Below are 17,655 nucleotides of genomic sequence, written 5' to 3'. Positions count from 1 at the left end.
TGATGGCCAGCAATGCCTGGCCCTTCAGTTCAAGGAGAAACACATGAATCGTTCTGTGCTTTTAGGTTTGTTCGTTGCTGCTTCCATCATGGCTTCCACTTCGTTTGCGGCCGAAAAAGACCTATGCGCGGTCAACCTGCAAACCATCGAAAACGGCAAGGCACAGATTCCTCCGGAAATGACTGACCAGGTAAAAGCCTCCGTCGAGCAAGCCAAAGCCGACCAGGCAAAAGGCACCAAGGAAGGCACTGATGATTGCATCGCCGAGACCAACGACATCATCAAGGCCGTCACTGACTCGAAAAAAGGCGGGAAGTAACTCGGTTCACGGCCAACCTTCGGGTTGGCCTTGTGGGCCACGTTGGCGTACATCAACAACGGAGTACTGGCAGCCGGGAGTTCAAAGCCCGGCTGCGCCCGCTACGAAGCAAACCAAAACCCGCCAGTTGCGGGTTTTGTTGCATCTGGGGTCTGGAAATGTGTAACCGCCCGCATCGCTGGAAAAGCTCGACAGGTTTTCTGAAAAAAACGAATTCTTGCGTTGAATCGTAGTCTTTGAGGTAGGCCCGATCAGATCGCGGCTGATTCTTCGGGCTCGGCTTGGCCGTCCGCTCATACGGCAGCACCGAGACCATCAGCTCAAGGAGATACCCATGAAACGCACCACATTCGCAGGCCTGTTCATTGCTGCTGCCATGCTGGCCTCTCCTGTATTTGCTGCGGACAACAACCTTTGTACGAGCAAGCTGCAAGAGCTCAAAGGCAAAGTGAATGCGCTACCGGCGACCGCCACAAACACCTCAATGGAGATCAAAAGGCTGATGTCCAGTGCCGAAGCCTCACAAGCCTCCGGAGACGACAAAAAATGCGTCACCGAGGCCACCCAGGCATTGGCACTCGCGGGCAGTCAGAGCACCCAACCAACCCCATGATCTGTGGTGATCAACCTTCGGGTTGGCCTTCCGGGGCGTGATGACGTACACTGTATAGGCCTGCTGCTCACTTGATTCACAGAGCATCAGGCTCGGGGCCGTTTAGGATTCGACGCCGGTTGCGAAACTTTAGGTGCATGCCGAGTTGGTAACAGAACTCGTAAATCCACTGTTGCAACTACTTATAGTTGCCAATGACGATAACTACGGCCAGGAATTCGCTATCGCTGCGTAAGCAGCCTTAGACCTGAGCTTCTGGTACCTTCGGGTCCAGCAATCACCAGGGGATGTCTGTAAACCCAAAGTGATTGTCATATAGAACAGAATCGCCGTGCAGTACGTTGTGGACGAAGCGGCTAAAACTTACACAACTCGCCCAAAGCACCCTGCCCGTCGGGTCGCTGAGGGTTAACTTAATAGACACGGCTACGCATGTAGTACCGACAGCGGAGTACTGGCGGACGGGGGTTCAAATCCCCCCGGCTCCACCACTTCATCATCTAAAGACGTCCATGGACGTCTTTTTTTGTGCCTGAAATCCAGTAAATACGCGGCTTCCAGGGCTTCCGAGGACTTTTGAGGATTTCTGAGTTCCAGGCGCTTTGGTATCCCAGGTGGTATCCCGGGCTGCCAAATGCTACTTTCAGGATACCAAAACGGTGCTGGAGGTAGCCCCCATGCCTACTAACGCAACCCGCCTCTCCGATCGCCAGCTCAAGGCAGTCAAGGCAACTGGTAAAGACTTCGTCCTCAGCGACGGCGACGGCCTGCAGCTTCGAGTACGCGCCAGCGGCTCGATGATGTGGAATTTCAATTATCGCGAACCGTTGACCAGAAGCCGTCTTAATATGGCGCTCGGTCCATACCCCGACCTCTCATTAGCGAATGCTCGGAAGAAAGCAGTCGAGGCGCGAGAGCTACTTGCTCAAGGCATTGATCCCAAAGCCCAGCGCGATGAGCAAAGGCAAGCCAGATTGGCTGAGACCGAACACACCTTCGAGAAGATAGCCACCGCCTGGTTCGAACTGAAGAAAGACTCAGTGACGCCAGCGTATGCCGAGGACATTTGGCGTTCACTCACGCTGCATGTTTTTCCGAGCATGAAATCGACGCCGCTTTCTGAAGTCAGTGCTCCTATGGTGATCAAGCTCCTTCGCCCGATTGAGGCCAAAGGCAGCCTCGAAACAGTGAAGCGGCTGAGCCAACGACTCAACGAGATCATGACCTACGGGGTCAATTCAGGACTTATCTTTGCGAACCCCCTCAGTGGCATTCGGGCGGTCTTCAAGAAGCCCAAGAAAGAGAACATGGCCGCGCTACGACCCGAAGAGCTATCCGAGCTCATGATCGAAATCGCGAACGCCAGCATCAAGCGAATCACCCGCTGCCTGATCGAATGGCAACTGCACACCATGACCCGTCCTGCCGAAGCGGCTACCACCCGATGGGTAGACATCGACTTTGACAAACGCATTTGGACCATCCCGCCGGAGCGCATGAAAAAGCGTCGTCCGCACACCATCCCGCTGACCGAACAGGCACTCGCGTTACTGGAGACGCTCAAGCCCCACAGCGGCCACAGGGAATACGTGTTCCCGGCAGATAGGAATCCGCGCACCCACGCCAATAGCCAGACCGCCAACATGGCGTTGAAACGCATGGGCTTTCAGGACCGCTTGGTCAGCCACGGCATGCGCTCCATGGCCAGCACCATCCTGAACGAGCATGGGTGGGATCCGGAGCTGATCGAAGTCGCGCTGGCGCATGTCGACAAGGACGAAGTCCGAAGCGCTTACAACCGAGCTGACTACATCGAACGCCGGCGTCCGATGATGGCTTGGTGGAGCGAGCACATCCAGAAAGCGGCCACTGGCAACCTGTCGGCATCTGCGATCAATCAAACCAGGGACCACAACGTCGTGCCGATACGGTGAGCGCTCACCGGACGCTGCCAGTAACCGAGAATGACTCCCCAGATGGAGTGATGGTTGATTTGGCGACAGCGGCGACACCGGCGACAACCCGCGTAATACCTGGTTTGCAGCATGGCGACAGAAGTGGCGACTGTCGCCGTTGCAAGCCTCCCTCTTGGGGCTTTCTCGGCCAAGCCCACGCGAGCGGGAAGGCTCCGCATTCCCACTCGCATGGGCTCTGCGTAATTACATCTCATTTGACCACCTAAAGGCATTGCCACTGACCAGTCATTCGCACTCGCGCTGACCAACCGTTTGCAGTTGATGGATGTCAGCGGATGCCACTCAGCCGCGAGTGCGTCAGCCAAGCACTGAAGGACTGCAACCGCCCCATAGCTGTCGGTGGCGACAGGCAAGAATCAGCCAAAAGCAGACGATTATCCGAATAGTCCTGCGCCCCCTTGGCTGGCAGGTCGCTTAGTCGCAGCCATGTCGATGGGGCCGAGGGGCTGAACGGGCTCTTTTCTTTATCGGGGTTATGGCTTACGTCGGGCGGCTCGACAGACATAGCCTGGCAGGCTCTCGCCAACGGTTATCCGTACATAAGCCGTACGCGCTTGACACGAGTGGAGTACCCGTCTATTGTACGTACTGAGCTTAGCTCAATGAAAGCCAGACTGATGATGAAATAGATAGATAGATAGATAGATAGATAGATAGATAGATAGATAGATAGATAGATAGATAGATAGATACTGAAAATTAAACTGAAGATAAATAGATAGAGAAATGGAAGGAAATATGATGAGAAACCTAATGGCCTCAAAAGTGCGAAAGCGCTATTGGAATTTATAACCAGCGTAAGGAAGAAATACTACCTAGATAAAATTAGCAGGTGACCAAAATGTCTACATTAGTTGAAAACTTGAATGCAGCAAAAACTGCGCGTCTTGATTTAAAGACGACTGAATTCGCCAAAGATTTCATACGCAAAGCAGCAACCATTTCAGGTCTCGACATGACTTCTTTCATTATGGCTTCTGCCTTTAAAGAGGCCGAAGCAGTAATGGAAAACTACAACCGATTGGAGCTTTCAGAGAAAGCTTTCTCTCGATTACACGAAATTCTTCGCGATAGCGATGAAGAAGCAACACCACCCCCAGCTCTAGTAAAACTAATGAGGAATAAAAATGAACGTGCAAGAGATCGCCAATTACGAAGTAGATAACAACCTGCGTGGGAACTATTCTTCCTACATTTTCCCCAAAACCTTCAGCTGTGGGGAAGCGATGCTGGACGACTACTTCAAGACCAAGCTCAAGCGGGCGTTGAAAAGTGAAAACGTCACCGGCATTGGAGCCATCAACGACAAAGGAGAACTGTTCGCTTTCTGCACGCTGACTTTTCTTATTTTGGACAAAGCTCGGGTTCAGACTTATCTGGAGCAAGGGAATCTCCCCCCCCAAGTTCCAGCGGTTAAGCTGAGCATGCTTGCTGTTGACGCTCCTTATCAACGGCAAGGCATTGGCGGGGAACTGCTGATGATTGCATTCGATCAGGCTATTACTGTACACAAGACGATTCCTATTAAAGGGATGTATCTTGATGCAGCGCCCAAAGCAGTCGAATTCTACAAATCCCTCGGGTTTGAGATTTTGGACGACGCAGGTGCTGACGGGACAACGCCAATGTTCATCCCGATCAAGAGGATGATTGCGGCCGCTTCCGCTGCTGCAACCAGTAGCTGACCGACTTTTTTTTCTGGTATGAATAGCGCTATCAATCAACAGCATTGATAGCGACTATTTACTCTCCACCCGCGTGGCGGCGAATATCCCTCTGTTGAAGATTTTTCTTCAGCAAACAGATCTTCCTACACTTTTACCCGTTCTAGGTTTTAAATCAGCTAGGCACGCCGGATTGTCGGGGAGCGGTGAAAATTTCACGATGTGAACAAGATCAATAGTACCTGCAGCCCTACGCAAGAGGTAGAAGTCGGCCAAAAGCGGACGCTTTCGCAGTGGCCTAGCAGACCGTTCCTAAGGCTTGAGGGTATTTACGAAACTATGGGCGATTCACAACGCTGTTCCGTCCCTCCAACAAAGTCATCAACGAAGGGTCGATCGCTCCCGAACTCGGTAAGTTGCTTATGCAGTCTTAAAAGATAAGTCGGATAAGGCGGTAGTCTGACTTCATGATCAGTGCCACACCCACTTGGGTGTGGCTGCACCAGTACCTCATGAGCAGGAGCACAACTCCTCCTTCAAGACTGTGCGAATTGCTGGGCAAGGAAACGAAGCACAGTGTGGAGATTCTCAAGCCCTTGCGGCGAGAAGATATCTTCGCCTGTCTCTGCTTTATGGTAGTGCTCCGCCAGGAACAGCCCATATTGATCCTTGCTGGGTAATGTACTCAGACCCAGCGTCTTCTGTGCGACCTCAAAGCTATCCCGGCCCAGCAAGGCTTCCAGCGCCCAAGACTCATAGGTCGCATCGATATCTGCAAAGGTGATTACGGACGAGTCGGGTAGGAGCCACTTCTTGCGGTATCGATCACGTGCGTCTCGACCCGCTCTATCGTCATCCAAGAGGACTATAAATTTTTCGCCCCGCCCCATGAGCAAACTGAGCAGGTTCCCGGACGAGCTCGAACCGACACCCGGGACGATGGTGAAGTTAATCGTGACGTCACACGTGGTCGAGGCCGCCTTGAACGCGTAGTAGTCCGAGATCCCCTCCACGATGACGAAGGGCGACGTGCCAACAATCTCAGGAACCACATACTGCAGCCTCTCTATTACCGGCTGGAAGTGATGGCTTCTGGTCGGATACTTATCTAGAAACTGTTTGTACTTTATTGCGGCGATTTCAGCCGGTAAAAACTCAAGATCATACCCGTCAACGTCATCATGCTTGGCAGCGCGGTTCTCGACGATGTAGGCGCCTGAGAGCCACCTGGGGTCGACCATGTGATGACTGTGTGTGGAGTAAATGATCTTGTCCCCATTGCCGATCATTTTCTCAAAATACGTCAACAGCTCAACCTGGGCGCGAGAGTGCAGGTTGGCGGCAGGCTCGTCGAACACATAAATGGTTTTGCGCTTACTGTCTTCCAGCTTGAAGCCGGTGAGGAGCAAAAAGGTGAAAAACCACCTGAAGCCGATGGAGCGTTCACTGATCTTGTAGTCAGAGTCACCGTTACTGACAGCAAAAGACACCATGGCAGTGGGTGTATCAGCCCCGGTGACAGACCACTGCAACTCGACCCGCCTGGCTGTCGTCTCGCGCGAGAATACCCGCCACCAGCCGCCAATCACCTCGCTCGTCAGGGCCTGGGAGACCTTCTTGAACACCGCATCAATCTGACTCTTTTCATGGCTTCGATAAAAGGTATCGAGCCACTGAGCGCCATGTTTCTCACTGTACTGCGCAATGCGTCTATTGATGTGCTCTTCTACATCATGATCTGCATACGCAATGATTTTTTCCACGATTTCCCGGTAGTGACGCTGCTCGTAACTCTCCCCCTGAAATGGGGCCAGCTCGATTTCCTCGGGTACGTTAATCAGAAATGTCGGGAAGTAGGCGACCGTTGGTACGCCTTCCACCACCAACTCTGCGATCCGCGCCCACACATCCACCTCAGGATTATCTGGGTATGCGAAGGGCTCAAATTCCTCCTCCCAAGGCAGCTTGACGTTTAACTCCAAGCCGAGACTTCCGCTACTTTCACCGTTCGGATCATTTGCAAAATTGATTTCTTTTGCAATCCGGAACTTCTTGCCCAAGGCCTCGACATCCACCTCAAACCCGAGCGTCTCCGCCAGCTTCTCGATCGCCATTATTTCTGCTTCGTCCAGCTGCACCGTGGCGGCGACGGACACTACGCCCTTGAATGAACCCTTCTGGCTGGCAGGAATGAACGTAAATTCTTTGTTATTTTCTGGACTGAAGGTGTACAGACTTGAGACCGACTTATCGCTACTTACAAATTGCGATATCGCTTCGAGAATAGTGGTTTTACCACTTTCGTTAAGACCAATGAGCATTACGATCGGCGTATCGATCTTGCCTGAAAGCTCAATGCGCGTACTGACAATGCCTTTGTAGTTCTTAATCTCAAAATCGAGGATTTTCGACATCAGCAAACACTACCCTGTGTTAGCACGAACTGAGCCACGCTAGCGTTAACCGCTAAACTTGGCATGCTTGAGCCCTGAACGTGACGCCAACAGCCCTCAGCTACCTATTGGCAAATTGGATCCGGCAGGGTTAGAGTGCTGGCACTCTAGCATTAGTCAAGCCGCTGTCAACAGGCATCGATTTGACGCCAAGATAGCGCTGCGTTGTTTCACATAGGGATATTGGGGAACGTAATGTCAGGTTCAGATGGCAAGCTTTTCCGGGACTACACAGCGGGAGCTCCTACAGAGATCACCTGTGACAGGCTCTACCTGCAGACTCATCTCGCCTCTCCGAAGGCCGATGTGGTTGAGCAGTTCGATGTCGGTGACACCCTGCAAATGACCGTGGGATACGCCGGTACTGAGCTTTCCGCACTCGCTGTTTGGAACGGCCAGACTGCAGGAGGCATCGCATCACCCAAAGCGATCCGGTTAATCACCTGTATCGAGAACGGTACGGCCTACGTAGCGCTTGTGACGGCCAAGATTGGCGGCCAGGTGGCGCTCAAGATCTCTCCGGTCAAACAGGAGTGATTTGATGATCAGCGTATCTGGCGGCGTCTACTACGAACAATGCATGTGCCCCACGTGGCAGGAGCTGTTCGGCTCGGGAGGTCGAGCCGCTACAGCGATCGCGCGCCTGGGCGGGACGGTAAACCTTACGACCTACACGGACAGCACGGCAGAATCGATCCTTCGCATGAGAGCGGCGCTGGAGGGCTTCACCCTGGAGCCGCAGGCCATCGATCACAGCCTGCAGTTCCGCTACAGCCACGGACTGTCCAAACCGTCCATTCACCCAGCGCCCAAGCGCCAAACAAGTCTGCAGGTGACGGCCAGGAACGTCGTGCGCTTCGGCTTTCTGGAGGGTGATTGCGTGGTCGACGCCCACAAGGCGGTTTACGACCCGCAGAGTTCCTGCTACCCAGCGCCCTTTCATGAGAACGGCTCCAGGGCTGAGCGGTTGGCACTCATCCTGAACAGGAGCGAGGCTGAAGCCCTGCATGGCAGCAGCGTGACGAACGCAGCTGACCTGGCACGCGCGTTATCCACATCCCAGCATGCCGAAATCGTCATCATCAAGATGGGCCCAGCCGGCGCGCTCCTCTTCCACGAAGATCGCACACACCACATCCCCTCTTTCGTGACCCCCCAGGTCTGGAAGGTGGGCTCAGGGGACGTGTTCGTCGCCACCTTTGCCTACTTCTGGCTTGAGGATGACCTGACGCCACTGGACGCGGCCCTGCATGCCTCACGGGCGACCGCCTATTACTGCGAATCTCAGGGCTTTGCCTCCAGGGCAGAGCTCAGCACTTACAACCCTGATGGGGCCAGCGTGCCGAAAAAGTCGAAGAGCGGCAAAGCGCCCCTGGTGTACCTGGCGGGCCCTTTCTTCTCGTTGTCACAGCTCTGGTTGATTGAAGAGGCGCGCGGCCAGCTACTGGAGATGGGCCTGAACGTATTCTCTCCAGTGCACGATGTCGGCCATGGCTCGGCAGAGGATGTCGTGCACAAGGATCTCGACGCCATCCATGAGTGCGACCTGATGCTGGCCATCGGTGACGGTCTGGACGCAGGGACGATCTACGAGATCGGCTACGCACGAGCACTCAAGAAACCAGTCATCATGTACGTGGAAAATGAGTCCGAAGAAGATCAGAAAATGATGGTCGGTTCAGGCTGCATCATCACCGATGACTTCGTCACGGCCATTTACCAGACCGCCTGGAAGGCAGCAGAACTATGAAGCGCGCTCTTCTCCTCTCAGGGGGTATGGACTCCCTCGCCGTCGCCTGGTGGCTACGTCCCGAAATCGGTATCACGCTCGATTACGGACAGCTGGCTGCAGAGGCGGAGATCTCCGCCTCCACCACCCTCTGCAAACAGCTCGGTATTGAGCACCACGTCATCTCGATCGATTGCCGTGCAGTCGGCTCCGGTGATATGGCCGGTGGCAAGGCTGACGCAAACGCACCGGCCAGTGATTGGTGGCCCTACCGCAACCAGATGCTCGTCACCCTGGCGGCCATGAAGGCAATCAGCCTGGGCGTGAACACGCTCTACCTGGGTACCGTGAAGTCCGATGGCTCGCACCGCGACGGCACGCCGGAGTTCATCGCCGCCATCAATCAGCTGATGGTCATCCAGGAAGGTGAGATGACCGTTGAGGCGCCTGCGATCGAGCTGAGCACCGCTGAGCTAGTAAGGACTGCCGGGGTGCCCTCCTCCATGCTGGCCTGGGCTCACAGCTGCCACAAATCCAACGTCCCATGTGGTAACTGCCGAGGCTGCTTCAAGTACTTTGAGGTTTGGCACGAGATCGAACATGGACTGGATCAATCTCAGTAGTCCCAAGGTTAGAGCGCAGCCAGGGCACTATCAGCCGTTCACCTGGCCGGATGGCACCTTCCACGCGCTGCCAGAGATAGAGGATGCCGACGACAAAGGCATCCTCAACCTCCTCGATCACAGGCGCACCCGGCGCACGTTCAATGCCTTGAGTGTTGATCAGCTGGGCCAGCTGCTGTGGCGCAGCACGCGTACGCAGGCCATTGCCGAATCGGACTACGGTTTTGACCTGGAGCTGCGGCCCACACCCTCAGCCGGTGCCATTCACCCCATCCATATCCTGGCCCACCTCCCCGGCACGCCAAACTGGCGCCGCTACGACAGTCGCCGGCACGGCCTTGTTGAGCTACCGGGATCAGTGGAAGCCTTCGCGGGATTGGCGGAGCAGTGCCAGCAAACCCTGCCCAGCGAGCAGGCGACGCGGTTGCTGTTGGTGGCCGAACCCGGGAAGACAGCTGCCAAGTATCAGCACGGCGAAAGCCTGATCTGGCGAGACGCCGGAGTACTCCTCGCGATCATGGCGGTGATCGCTGAAGCCCTGGACTACGCGTTCTGCCCGTTGGGAATTACAGGTGAGCCCTGGGCTGGCCAACTCGCCCCTTCAGGGGTACTCACGGGGGTAGGTGTTGCCCTAATCGGTGGGCCGGCACCGAAGAGCTAGGCAGCCTTTAAACCAGCCTGGTTCAGCAGGCTGTGAACGACGGTGGGCGCGGACATCATCTGGTACCACATCAACGCATCGAGCTTGGATGGCCGAACCTCGATCGCTTTGCTCAGCGCAAGAAACTCCTCTTCCAGCTGCAGGTAGTGCCGTTCGACTGTAAGGCCCGGCGAGAAAAAGCCAGCCAATGCTCCGGCGCGCAAGATGTGGATATCCAGGATCGCGACATCATCGGCATCAAGCCAGTTGCGGGCAATCCAGGACGCGGTCTTGTAGCCGATGCCTGGCAGCTCCAGCAGCCAGTCTCGAAGGGCCCGTCCAGCATGAAGTGGAACATCCCCTAAGGCCAGGGCTGCGAGCGCCGAATGAAGGTAACGTGCCTTCTGTTTGGCAAAGCGGTAGCGTACTGAGCGGCTACCAATTTTCAATGGGGTGGTCAGCCATTCCTGAAGCAGCGCCACACTGGGCACTTCACCTTCGAAGGCACCGAGGTCTCTCAGGTGCGCGAACGCCGCCAGGCCGACGTTCGCAGGGATACCGTGCCCACCCAGCAGGCACGCCCCGATCTCTTCCGCCAACGTGGCACCGAGCTTGTAGTTGAGCGGTTCGGGCTCCTGGTCGTTTGCCCAGACCTGATAGGCCCAGTACGCCGGAGTCGGGAACGCTTCGATCAAACCCCAGGAAACGCCAGGCAGCACTTCGCTCATGGCATCAGGGAAATCGCGGCTGTAGAGCTTGGAGTCTACGAACACAACACCGTTTTGCATCACCGGGCCTCCTGAACGGAGCCATAGGTCTGCGTGATCCAGCGCAGGAAATCGCTGCGCTCTACCGGATCCATTGCAGAAACACGGTCGCGGAGCCTGGATTGGCGCCGAGCAATGGTCTGCCGCTCGCGGAACGTGTCACCTAAGTAACGACTGTCGTGAAGCTCTTCTGGGGCAGCGTAGTTCATCCAGACGCATTCCTCCCTGACACCCGTGTGCGTCTTGGCCATAAACGTCACCTTCCTCCATCCTTGGAGCGCTTCTTTGTACAGGGCACTGTCGTAGCCGGAGATCATGACCTTGCACGGTACACTGCACAGCGTAGAAAGCAGCTCTTCATGCTGGGCCTGATCATATTCGAAACGGTAGATCTTGGCGCGACGACGCGTCTGCGTGACATACGGAGGATCAGCATAGATCAGCTCGCTACCGTCGTACGTGAAACTGCTCAGGTAGCTCGAAGCATCACCCTGGATGAGTTCAAGCCCCTCAACCTGGTGATCAGTCCAGGCGCCATGAACAGCAGGATCGACGTCCACGCCAATATTGCGAGCCGCAGGTTTCTTGTGACGCAGGACAGCGCCCGCGCCCAAGTGCGTCTCGATATAGGTCTGATGCGGAGGCATCAGGTTGATCAAGCGCTGGTAGCACTTGCCTTTCCCGCCTGGATATCTCATGCACACATCATCGTCGAAAGTGACGATGATGTCAATGAAGGCTACCGACGAGAGCACTCAGTGAGCGGCAACACCAGGGGGTCATACGTTCATTTTTCTGCTGGATTGGCGCGTTCTAGTTCCAAACGGACGTAACTCGGCTCGCGTCGAGTCCATCCGCTGCATAGGTCTTCACCAATTGAAGGCTCTCAGCATCGTAAGTGATGCCGTCGACAAGGCAGGCTTCAGCTACGCGGGGGGGATTAATATGCAGCCAGACGTAATGCATCCTCGTCCAACTGAATCGCCCCTAGTTTCATAGATGCCTTCAAGCCTCAAGGATGGTCTGCTCAGCCTCCGTGAGACCGTCCGCTTTTGGCCGTTCTCCGCCGGTCGTCACTATGGCGTTTGCTGGTCAAGTCGAATGCAAACGGTTGATCAGCACGAATGCAATTGACTGGTCAGTGACGATGCAAATGGGTGGTCAAGTCCATGCAATTACGCAGGCTCACATTAAAAACCGACAAACGACCACCCGGCTATGGAAAACCACCGGACTCCAAGGTCTTCTAGCACTACCGATTGGCGCAAGAGTCGCCTCCAAAATATGGTTGACCGCGAGTAGAACGAGCGCTAAACCAGAACCGTACCAGCGCTGTCCTCGACAGCACCCAGGTAGCCAGAACCTTTGAGGCTACGCCACATCGTGGTGGTTCACCCCAAGTGCGATTAGCGTCCGGCGGCTCGCACAGTCACAGCGATGTGATGGATGCCACTTCTTCCAGAATGCCCACTGCGGCAACTCATGCCCCCTCCTGGCTGCTCTGCAGCAACTTATCCGCTTGGCTATTTCTTGCGCCAACCTTTTGCCCGTCTCTTTGCCCCCTAAAGAGACGGGCGCATATCACACTGCTGCAGCCCTGCTCGCACGGGCCTTTGCGGCTTTCCCCCTCGTGACAATCGGCGTGACAAACACCGAATGCTCACTCGCCACAGCGATGCCGATGATGGTGCCGCAGCCCATGAAATGGACTGCACCTGACTGACAGTCAGGCATGCCCCAGTCATCGCATCACTGCCTTCACCCGACTCAGGATCTCGCGACACCGGTCTCGTCAGCCAGTGCAGCCTCCACCCGCCCACCGCTATCGGTGTTCAGGAGGCCAGATAATGAGATGCCCAAGCTCCCGGCCGTAAGGAGCCGTCAGTCCCGCGTTAGTGGACAAACCTCACAGGTCGCAGGGGCCTTGATCCCTGATAACACTCAACAACCGTGGCGGGATGAGTGAGGACGAAGTCGATAATCTCAGGAGAATTTCGATGCAACTGTGCGAAGCGTTCGAGCCCCCACAACCATTGCTGGAGTACCAGCAGACGCCACTGCCCTACCCGGTCGAAGCACTCGGGGATCTGTTGGGCCCTGCGGTCGAGCGATTGGCCGAGGTGATCGGCGTGCCCTGCGCCATGGCTGCACAGTCGGTGCTGGCTACCACTGCCTTGGTGAGCCAGGGTCACGCCAATGCCCAACTCGATGGTCGAACCTATCCGCTGTCCCTCTACCTACTGACGGTGGCGTCCTCGGGGGATCGCAAAAGCGCGGTGGATCACCTGGCATTAAGGGCAGCGCGCGACTGGGAGCGGCAACAGTGGACCCTGTATGCGGAAAAGCTCAAAGCCTATCGCGCCGCTTCCAGCATCATGGCCACCCCCAAAACCTCAAAGAAGCACGCGGAGGCGGAAGGCGGTGAACTATCCGAGCCGGTACCGCCGAGACTGATCATTGCCGAGCCCACCATTGAGGCCCTAGTCAAAAGTCTGTGCCATGGCTTGCCCAGCATGGGCTTGTTCAATGATGAAGGTGGACAGTTCTTGGGCAGCAGCACCATGAGCAAAGAGAATCTGCTCAAGGCGATCACCACCTTGTCGACACTGTGGGATGGCAGCCCGATCGACCGGGCGCGCTCCATGGCTGGAGAAAGCCTGCGTGCCTATGACCGTCGCCTCAGCCTGCATCTGATGCTGCAGCCCTACCTGGCCAACCAGCTGTTTAAAGACCCAGTGATCAATGGTCAAGGCATCCTCGGCCGCTGCCTGATCAGTTGGCCCGAGCGCCTGGCCGGCCAGCGACTCTACAAGGCAATCGACCTGACCAGAGATGCCAAAGTCCAGCGCTACCAACAACGGATCACCGCGCTGCTGCAAAAGCCCTGGTCGCTTCACAAGGATGGATCACTCAATCCCGTCACGCTGGAACTGACTCCCCGTGCCCGTCGTGCCTGGATCGATATTCACGACACCATCGAGTGCCAGTCTGGCGAGTTCGGCGAGCTGGCCGGCGTCCAGCCTGTCGCGGGCAAAGCCGCGGCGAATGTGCTGCGCATCGCGGGCGTGTTGGCCATGGTTGAAGAGGCCAGTCAGTTGGAGGAAGCACACATCCAGCGCGCCTCCACGTTGATGGATTACTACCTGGCCGAGATTCAGCGCCTGACCGAACAGGAGCCGGTCAATAGCCGACGCGAGGAAGCGGATCGGCTGCTGCGCTGGCTGGAGCAGAAAGGCTGGACCCACTTCACCGTCCGCGACGTCAATCGCAACGGTCCTCGTTTTGCCCGCAAGAGCGCTGACCATACTGCCTCTTTATTGGTCGTGCTGATCACTCATCGCTGGCTGAGCAGCCGCGACGGAACAACTTTCGAGGTCCGCCATGTTTCGCCTCAATGACGCGGTGCGCCGCTACCAAGCGCAACATCAACCACAGCCAGAATCGCGGCGTGTCGCCGCCTCTGTCGCCACCCTGTCGCCACGCGCCAGGTCAGGTATTACGCGGGTTGTCGCCGGTGTCGCCGCTGTCGCCACACCACCCCAGGAGCCTACCAACCTCGCCCTGCTGATCGAGCAACTGCGTGAGGAAGGGGCACTGCTGCAACATCAGGAGAACGCCCTCCTGGTCCGCCCGACACACTGGCAGCAGGTGGACCAGCTCAGCCCCCACTGGAAAGCCCTGCTGCGCTTTCTGCAAGAGAACGAAAACGGTGAAGATGATGGCTCTGGTCGGTCGGCGTGAGGGTCGCAACTTTGGCTATGGCCGCCAGCTGAGCTACGCCGGCCCACAAGCGCTCAAGGATTTGTTTGCCGGCGGCCACTTTGCCACGGTCAAAGCGCATAGCGATCGCTGGCAAGCGTTCGTGCGTTGGTGTCGATCAGAGGACGGTCCCGGTTACAACGATGCGCGCCAGATCGATCGACGGACGCTGCAAGACTACGCCGCTTACCTGCGCCAGCAGATCCAGCAAGGTGAACTCTGCATCGCTACCGCGCAGAACCGCCTCAGCAGCGTCAACCGCATCCTCGCGGCGCTGCGCGGTGATCAGGACGTGAGGATCGCCAGCCCGAGTCAGGCGTTGGGACAGAAGCGCTCGAGCGTACGCACCCGCGCACCGGATGGCCAAGACCGTGAACAGGTGCAACGAGTGCTTGAGGTGCTTGGCGAACAGCACCATGAGCGGGTGGCCGCGATTGTCCTGCTGGCCAGAGCAACTGGCATGCGCCTGCGCGAGGTGATCTTGGCTGACCTGCCACGATTGCAACGCGAAGCCGAACACTTAGGGCGCATCAACATCCAGGACGGCACCAAAGGCGGCCGCTCAGGGGCTTCAGCGCCGCGATGGATCGCGGCTGATGAAGAGGTGAAGGCGGCTCTGCAGTTGGCTCGTCATGCGTCGCCGACCGGCAGCCGCAACTTGCTGGCCCGAGACGAAAGCTACGCCGCGTTCCTGCAACAGACCGTGCTCCCCGCCCGAGAAACGCTGCATGAACAAGGGCTGAAGGGTTTTCATGAACTGCGAGCGGCCTACGCCTGCGAGCGTTACGAGCAGCTCACGGGCCACGCCGCCCCGATCAATGGTGGCCACTGCTATCGCATTGACCGCGACCTTGATCAGCAGGCGCGCCAACAGATTAGCCTTGAACTCGGGCATAACCGGATCGATGTAGTTTCGGCCTACATTGGAGGTCGGGCATGACCAAGCCCTTCGATATGGCGCTGTTCCTGAGTGGCGTACTGACCGGCTCGAAAACCACGAAGCAACGCCACCTGCGGCAAGCCCGAATCATGCAAGCGGCCATTCAACAACGATGGCAGCGAGACAATCCCTGGACCTGGCAGCTCAAGCATGTGCGCTGGTTCCTCACTCAGCACTTGAAAGACCACTCCGACGCTACCCGGTATTACTATCAACTCACCGCTCTATTGATCTGGAGGCGATTAGGGAATGATAGAAAATACTGATCTATCGCTCGAATTTAGGTGATTTTTATCAACTTATTCTTGGCAATAAACGATGGGATGTATACCCGCTTCTTTAGCGGCATGCACGAACGACGATAAGATCCAGTAGAGCTGGGTTATATTACCTGCCACACTCTTTCCTTTCTGGATTTTCTTGAACTCTTTCTCAATAATTTTCTTCGATATGAACGAACAGCAGATGATACACCTTCGATTGAATCGATAGTCCTGCCTGATCTTGTAAAGATAGTCTTCAAACTTGCCAGGAATACTTTTTCTCGTGCGATTCAAAAGACCACCACTATATTTCTTTTGAAGCTTTTCCTTGTGCTTTTTTAGAAACAGCTTCGGGTCAACGTCCATATTACCGATGTTTTTGATGGCCTGGCCCACGACATCATGGAGATTACTGGCCGACTTGCTAGGCTTCCCATGTTTGGAGTGTATGAAAGACACGGAAAAATCAGTTTGGTTAAAAGTGATGTGATCCGCCCACTCATTGCCTAGATCATCGCAGAAAACGTAGTCGTCAGCACCATGAGCTATCTCAACGATATCAAATACCGAGGTGGAATCAAACTTGGTTATCTTCTTTGTGATTTCACCTTTCTCAGAGGTCGCTGAGGCTAGCGTAGGTAGGACTTTTAAAGTCCGAAGCATTGAAGGGATTTCGTTGATCCCCGCGCCATCCTCAAAGCACTGCCCCATAAAGTACATGTACCTTGGATCGGAGAATGTGATAGTTGCCAAACTCTGCTTCTTGATGTATGCCTGGAGTGTGATCCGTTTGCCGTTCTGCTCAAAATGAATATTTCGGAGTGCCCGGCTATTGACGGCAATCGAGTGAAGATTCTTCTTGAGTGTGGCCGCCCTAAAACTACCTAGGAGTTCGTAATCGGGCCCCGGACCAATTTCGTAAACCTGTTCCATTTCCGCAATCAAGGACTTGATCTGCTTAGATGTCATCTCAATAACACGACCATGTTTGGTTGTGTAAAAAACAGGGATACCTTGATCTATTACGTTTTCAACAAAAAACGAATATTCCAGCAGAATTGCGTTTGGCGCACTCGATTTCCAGACTAAATCAAGCTCGATAAATTTTGCGAAATTATTGAGAAAGTCTTTTTCAGTAGAAGGATTATGGATGTCGTGCAGTTGTGCCTTAGCCCATTCCACGGCGTGATGTACCGATTTTCGTTCCGATGCCTCGACCACGCGACCGCTTTGCGCGGAAATAGTTTTAGTACGCCCCTTCAATTTAAGCTTAAAAAAGTAGGGTATTGATCTCCCCGCAGCGTGTACAGACATAAGCCCTTTCAGATCTGAAGCTTCAAAGGCTCGGCCACGCATTGCTCGATCGGATACAGTCATGTTGCGGGTCGCCATCTTTTGATACTGCGCATCGACGTCGCTAAAAGCAGAGGTCAGCTCACTACTCCGAATTAGCATTGCATGCTTGTCCATGCTTTCCGTTATGCTGGCACAAGACTTTTTGAATATAGCGATACAGTCATCTATGGCAATGATCAAAATGAACGCATAGATCGTATCTTTGAGTGGCTGCTGCCAAAAATGTACATCACGGTCGGTTTTGAAGACGCGGAGGCTATAGGAGAACTTACTGCCGTCTGGAAGCGCATCATCCTGGTCCAGAATGTCCGCGATAAGCGCGCTACCAATAGTCATATTGGAGCTAGCTGCTTCGAGGATTACCGTGAGCGTAGCCTTAGTAAAAGGGGCCGTAGGGCGGTAGAATTGGGCATTCTGTGTAAGCAGGAGATCTTGCGACATCAAGCACCCTTCCGTGGAAATTCTGATAATTGGTAGCATAATGCCACTTATGACTTGGGTCTACGGCATACAACTCTCGGCTTCACGTCGAAAGGTTGAGTCCGCCGCCAAA

17 protein-coding genes and 1 other RNA gene are annotated in these 17,655 nt (G+C 55.3%); 14 read left to right on the top strand and 4 right to left on the bottom strand.

Annotation, left to right across the window (positions count from 1 at the left end; translation table 11 throughout):
* Positions 1 to 43 precede the first annotated feature (43 nt).
* From AC3IP0_RS03610 to AC3IP0_RS03585, 6 genes are all read left to right on the top strand, one after another.
* The gene (locus AC3IP0_RS03610; RefSeq protein ID WP_489318288.1) at positions 44 to 319 is read left to right on the top strand and encodes a hypothetical protein; all 276 of its coding nucleotides are present in this window, start codon (positions 44 to 46) and stop codon (positions 317 to 319) included.
* Positions 320 to 653: 334 nt separating this feature from the next.
* Positions 654 to 932 carry a hypothetical protein gene (locus AC3IP0_RS03605; RefSeq protein ID WP_489318287.1) on the top strand — a complete coding sequence of 93 codons (279 nt, stop codon included), beginning with the start codon at positions 654 to 656 and terminating at the stop codon, positions 930 to 932.
* A 94-nt stretch (positions 933 to 1,026) separates the two neighbouring features.
* Positions 1,027 to 1,423: a transfer-messenger RNA gene (ssrA, locus tag AC3IP0_RS03600) on the top strand.
* Between the two features lie 186 nt (positions 1,424 to 1,609).
* Positions 1,610 to 2,866 carry an integrase domain-containing protein gene (locus AC3IP0_RS03595; protein WP_489326680.1) on the top strand — a complete coding sequence of 419 codons (1,257 nt, stop codon included), beginning with the start codon at positions 1,610 to 1,612 and terminating at the stop codon, positions 2,864 to 2,866.
* An 883-nt stretch (positions 2,867 to 3,749) separates the two neighbouring features.
* Complete coding sequence (locus AC3IP0_RS03590) at positions 3,750 to 4,073, top strand: type II toxin-antitoxin system TacA family antitoxin (RefSeq protein ID WP_124304554.1); 324 nt, start codon at positions 3,750 to 3,752, stop codon at positions 4,071 to 4,073.
* Positions 4,036 to 4,593, top strand: a complete 558-nt coding sequence (locus tag AC3IP0_RS03585) for a GNAT family N-acetyltransferase (RefSeq protein WP_124304553.1) — start codon at positions 4,036 to 4,038, stop codon at positions 4,591 to 4,593. Before AC3IP0_RS03590 ends, AC3IP0_RS03585 begins: the two co-directional genes overlap by 38 nt.
* 515 nt (positions 4,594 to 5,108) lie before the next feature.
* On the opposite strand, the gene AC3IP0_RS03580 is transcribed toward AC3IP0_RS03585, so the two are convergent.
* Positions 5,109 to 6,986, bottom strand: coding sequence for an AAA family ATPase (locus AC3IP0_RS03580; protein ID WP_489326679.1), 1,878 nt, complete (start codon positions 6,984 to 6,986; stop codon positions 5,109 to 5,111).
* A 234-nt stretch (positions 6,987 to 7,220) separates the two neighbouring features.
* Between AC3IP0_RS03580 and AC3IP0_RS03575 the strand changes: the two genes are divergently transcribed.
* Genes AC3IP0_RS03575 through AC3IP0_RS03560 form a run of 4 tightly spaced genes read left to right on the top strand, consistent with a single transcriptional unit; the run spans position 7,221 to position 10,038 of the window.
* Positions 7,221 to 7,562 (top strand): hypothetical protein, encoded by a 342-nt coding sequence (locus AC3IP0_RS03575; protein WP_241189846.1) that lies wholly within the window; start codon positions 7,221 to 7,223, stop codon positions 7,560 to 7,562.
* A 4-nt stretch (positions 7,563 to 7,566) separates the two neighbouring features.
* Positions 7,567 to 8,775 carry a PfkB family carbohydrate kinase gene (locus AC3IP0_RS03570; protein ID WP_489326678.1) on the top strand — a complete coding sequence of 403 codons (1,209 nt, stop codon included), beginning with the start codon at positions 7,567 to 7,569 and terminating at the stop codon, positions 8,773 to 8,775.
* Positions 8,772 to 9,377: a 7-cyano-7-deazaguanine synthase gene (locus AC3IP0_RS03565; protein ID WP_124304550.1), complete on the top strand. Its 606-nt coding sequence runs from the start codon at positions 8,772 to 8,774 to the stop codon at positions 9,375 to 9,377. The genes AC3IP0_RS03570 and AC3IP0_RS03565 overlap by 4 nt, the downstream gene beginning before the upstream one ends.
* Complete coding sequence (locus tag AC3IP0_RS03560) at positions 9,355 to 10,038, top strand: nitroreductase family protein (protein ID WP_489326676.1); 684 nt, start codon at positions 9,355 to 9,357, stop codon at positions 10,036 to 10,038. Before AC3IP0_RS03565 ends, AC3IP0_RS03560 begins: the two co-directional genes overlap by 23 nt.
* Here the strand turns inward: AC3IP0_RS03560 and AC3IP0_RS03555 are convergent.
* Complete coding sequence (locus AC3IP0_RS03555; protein WP_124304548.1) at positions 10,035 to 10,805, bottom strand: 8-oxoguanine DNA glycosylase; 771 nt, start codon at positions 10,803 to 10,805, stop codon at positions 10,035 to 10,037. The two genes, AC3IP0_RS03560 and AC3IP0_RS03555, sit on opposite strands and share 4 nt — an antisense overlap.
* Positions 10,805 to 11,443, bottom strand: a complete 639-nt coding sequence (locus AC3IP0_RS03550; RefSeq protein ID WP_489326674.1) for a DNA adenine methylase — start codon at positions 11,441 to 11,443, stop codon at positions 10,805 to 10,807. Before AC3IP0_RS03550 ends, AC3IP0_RS03555 begins: the two co-directional genes overlap by 1 nt.
* Before the next feature lie 1,338 nt (positions 11,444 to 12,781).
* Between AC3IP0_RS03550 and AC3IP0_RS03545 the strand changes: the two genes are divergently transcribed.
* Genes AC3IP0_RS03545 through AC3IP0_RS03530 form a run of 4 tightly spaced genes read left to right on the top strand, consistent with a single transcriptional unit; the run spans position 12,782 to position 15,749 of the window.
* Complete coding sequence (locus tag AC3IP0_RS03545; RefSeq protein ID WP_489326673.1) at positions 12,782 to 14,182, top strand: YfjI family protein; 1,401 nt, start codon at positions 12,782 to 12,784, stop codon at positions 14,180 to 14,182.
* Positions 14,166 to 14,525 (top strand): hypothetical protein, encoded by a 360-nt coding sequence (locus tag AC3IP0_RS03540; RefSeq protein ID WP_274321127.1) that lies wholly within the window; start codon positions 14,166 to 14,168, stop codon positions 14,523 to 14,525. Before AC3IP0_RS03545 ends, AC3IP0_RS03540 begins: the two co-directional genes overlap by 17 nt.
* Positions 14,503 to 15,483, top strand: coding sequence for an integrase domain-containing protein (locus tag AC3IP0_RS03535; RefSeq protein ID WP_489326671.1), 981 nt, complete (start codon positions 14,503 to 14,505; stop codon positions 15,481 to 15,483). Before AC3IP0_RS03540 ends, AC3IP0_RS03535 begins: the two co-directional genes overlap by 23 nt.
* Positions 15,480 to 15,749: a hypothetical protein gene (locus AC3IP0_RS03530; protein ID WP_489326669.1), complete on the top strand. Its 270-nt coding sequence runs from the start codon at positions 15,480 to 15,482 to the stop codon at positions 15,747 to 15,749. Before AC3IP0_RS03535 ends, AC3IP0_RS03530 begins: the two co-directional genes overlap by 4 nt.
* Before the next feature lie 33 nt (positions 15,750 to 15,782).
* On the opposite strand, the gene AC3IP0_RS03525 is transcribed toward AC3IP0_RS03530, so the two are convergent.
* Positions 15,783 to 17,543 (bottom strand): hypothetical protein, encoded by a 1,761-nt coding sequence (locus tag AC3IP0_RS03525; protein ID WP_124304543.1) that lies wholly within the window; start codon positions 17,541 to 17,543, stop codon positions 15,783 to 15,785.
* Positions 17,544 to 17,655 lie beyond the last annotated feature (112 nt).

This window comes from Pseudomonas sp. GL_103 (assembly GCF_057835175.1).
The sequence above is the reverse complement of the archived record's forward strand: the minus strand, read 5'-3'. Positions and strand labels throughout refer to the sequence as shown.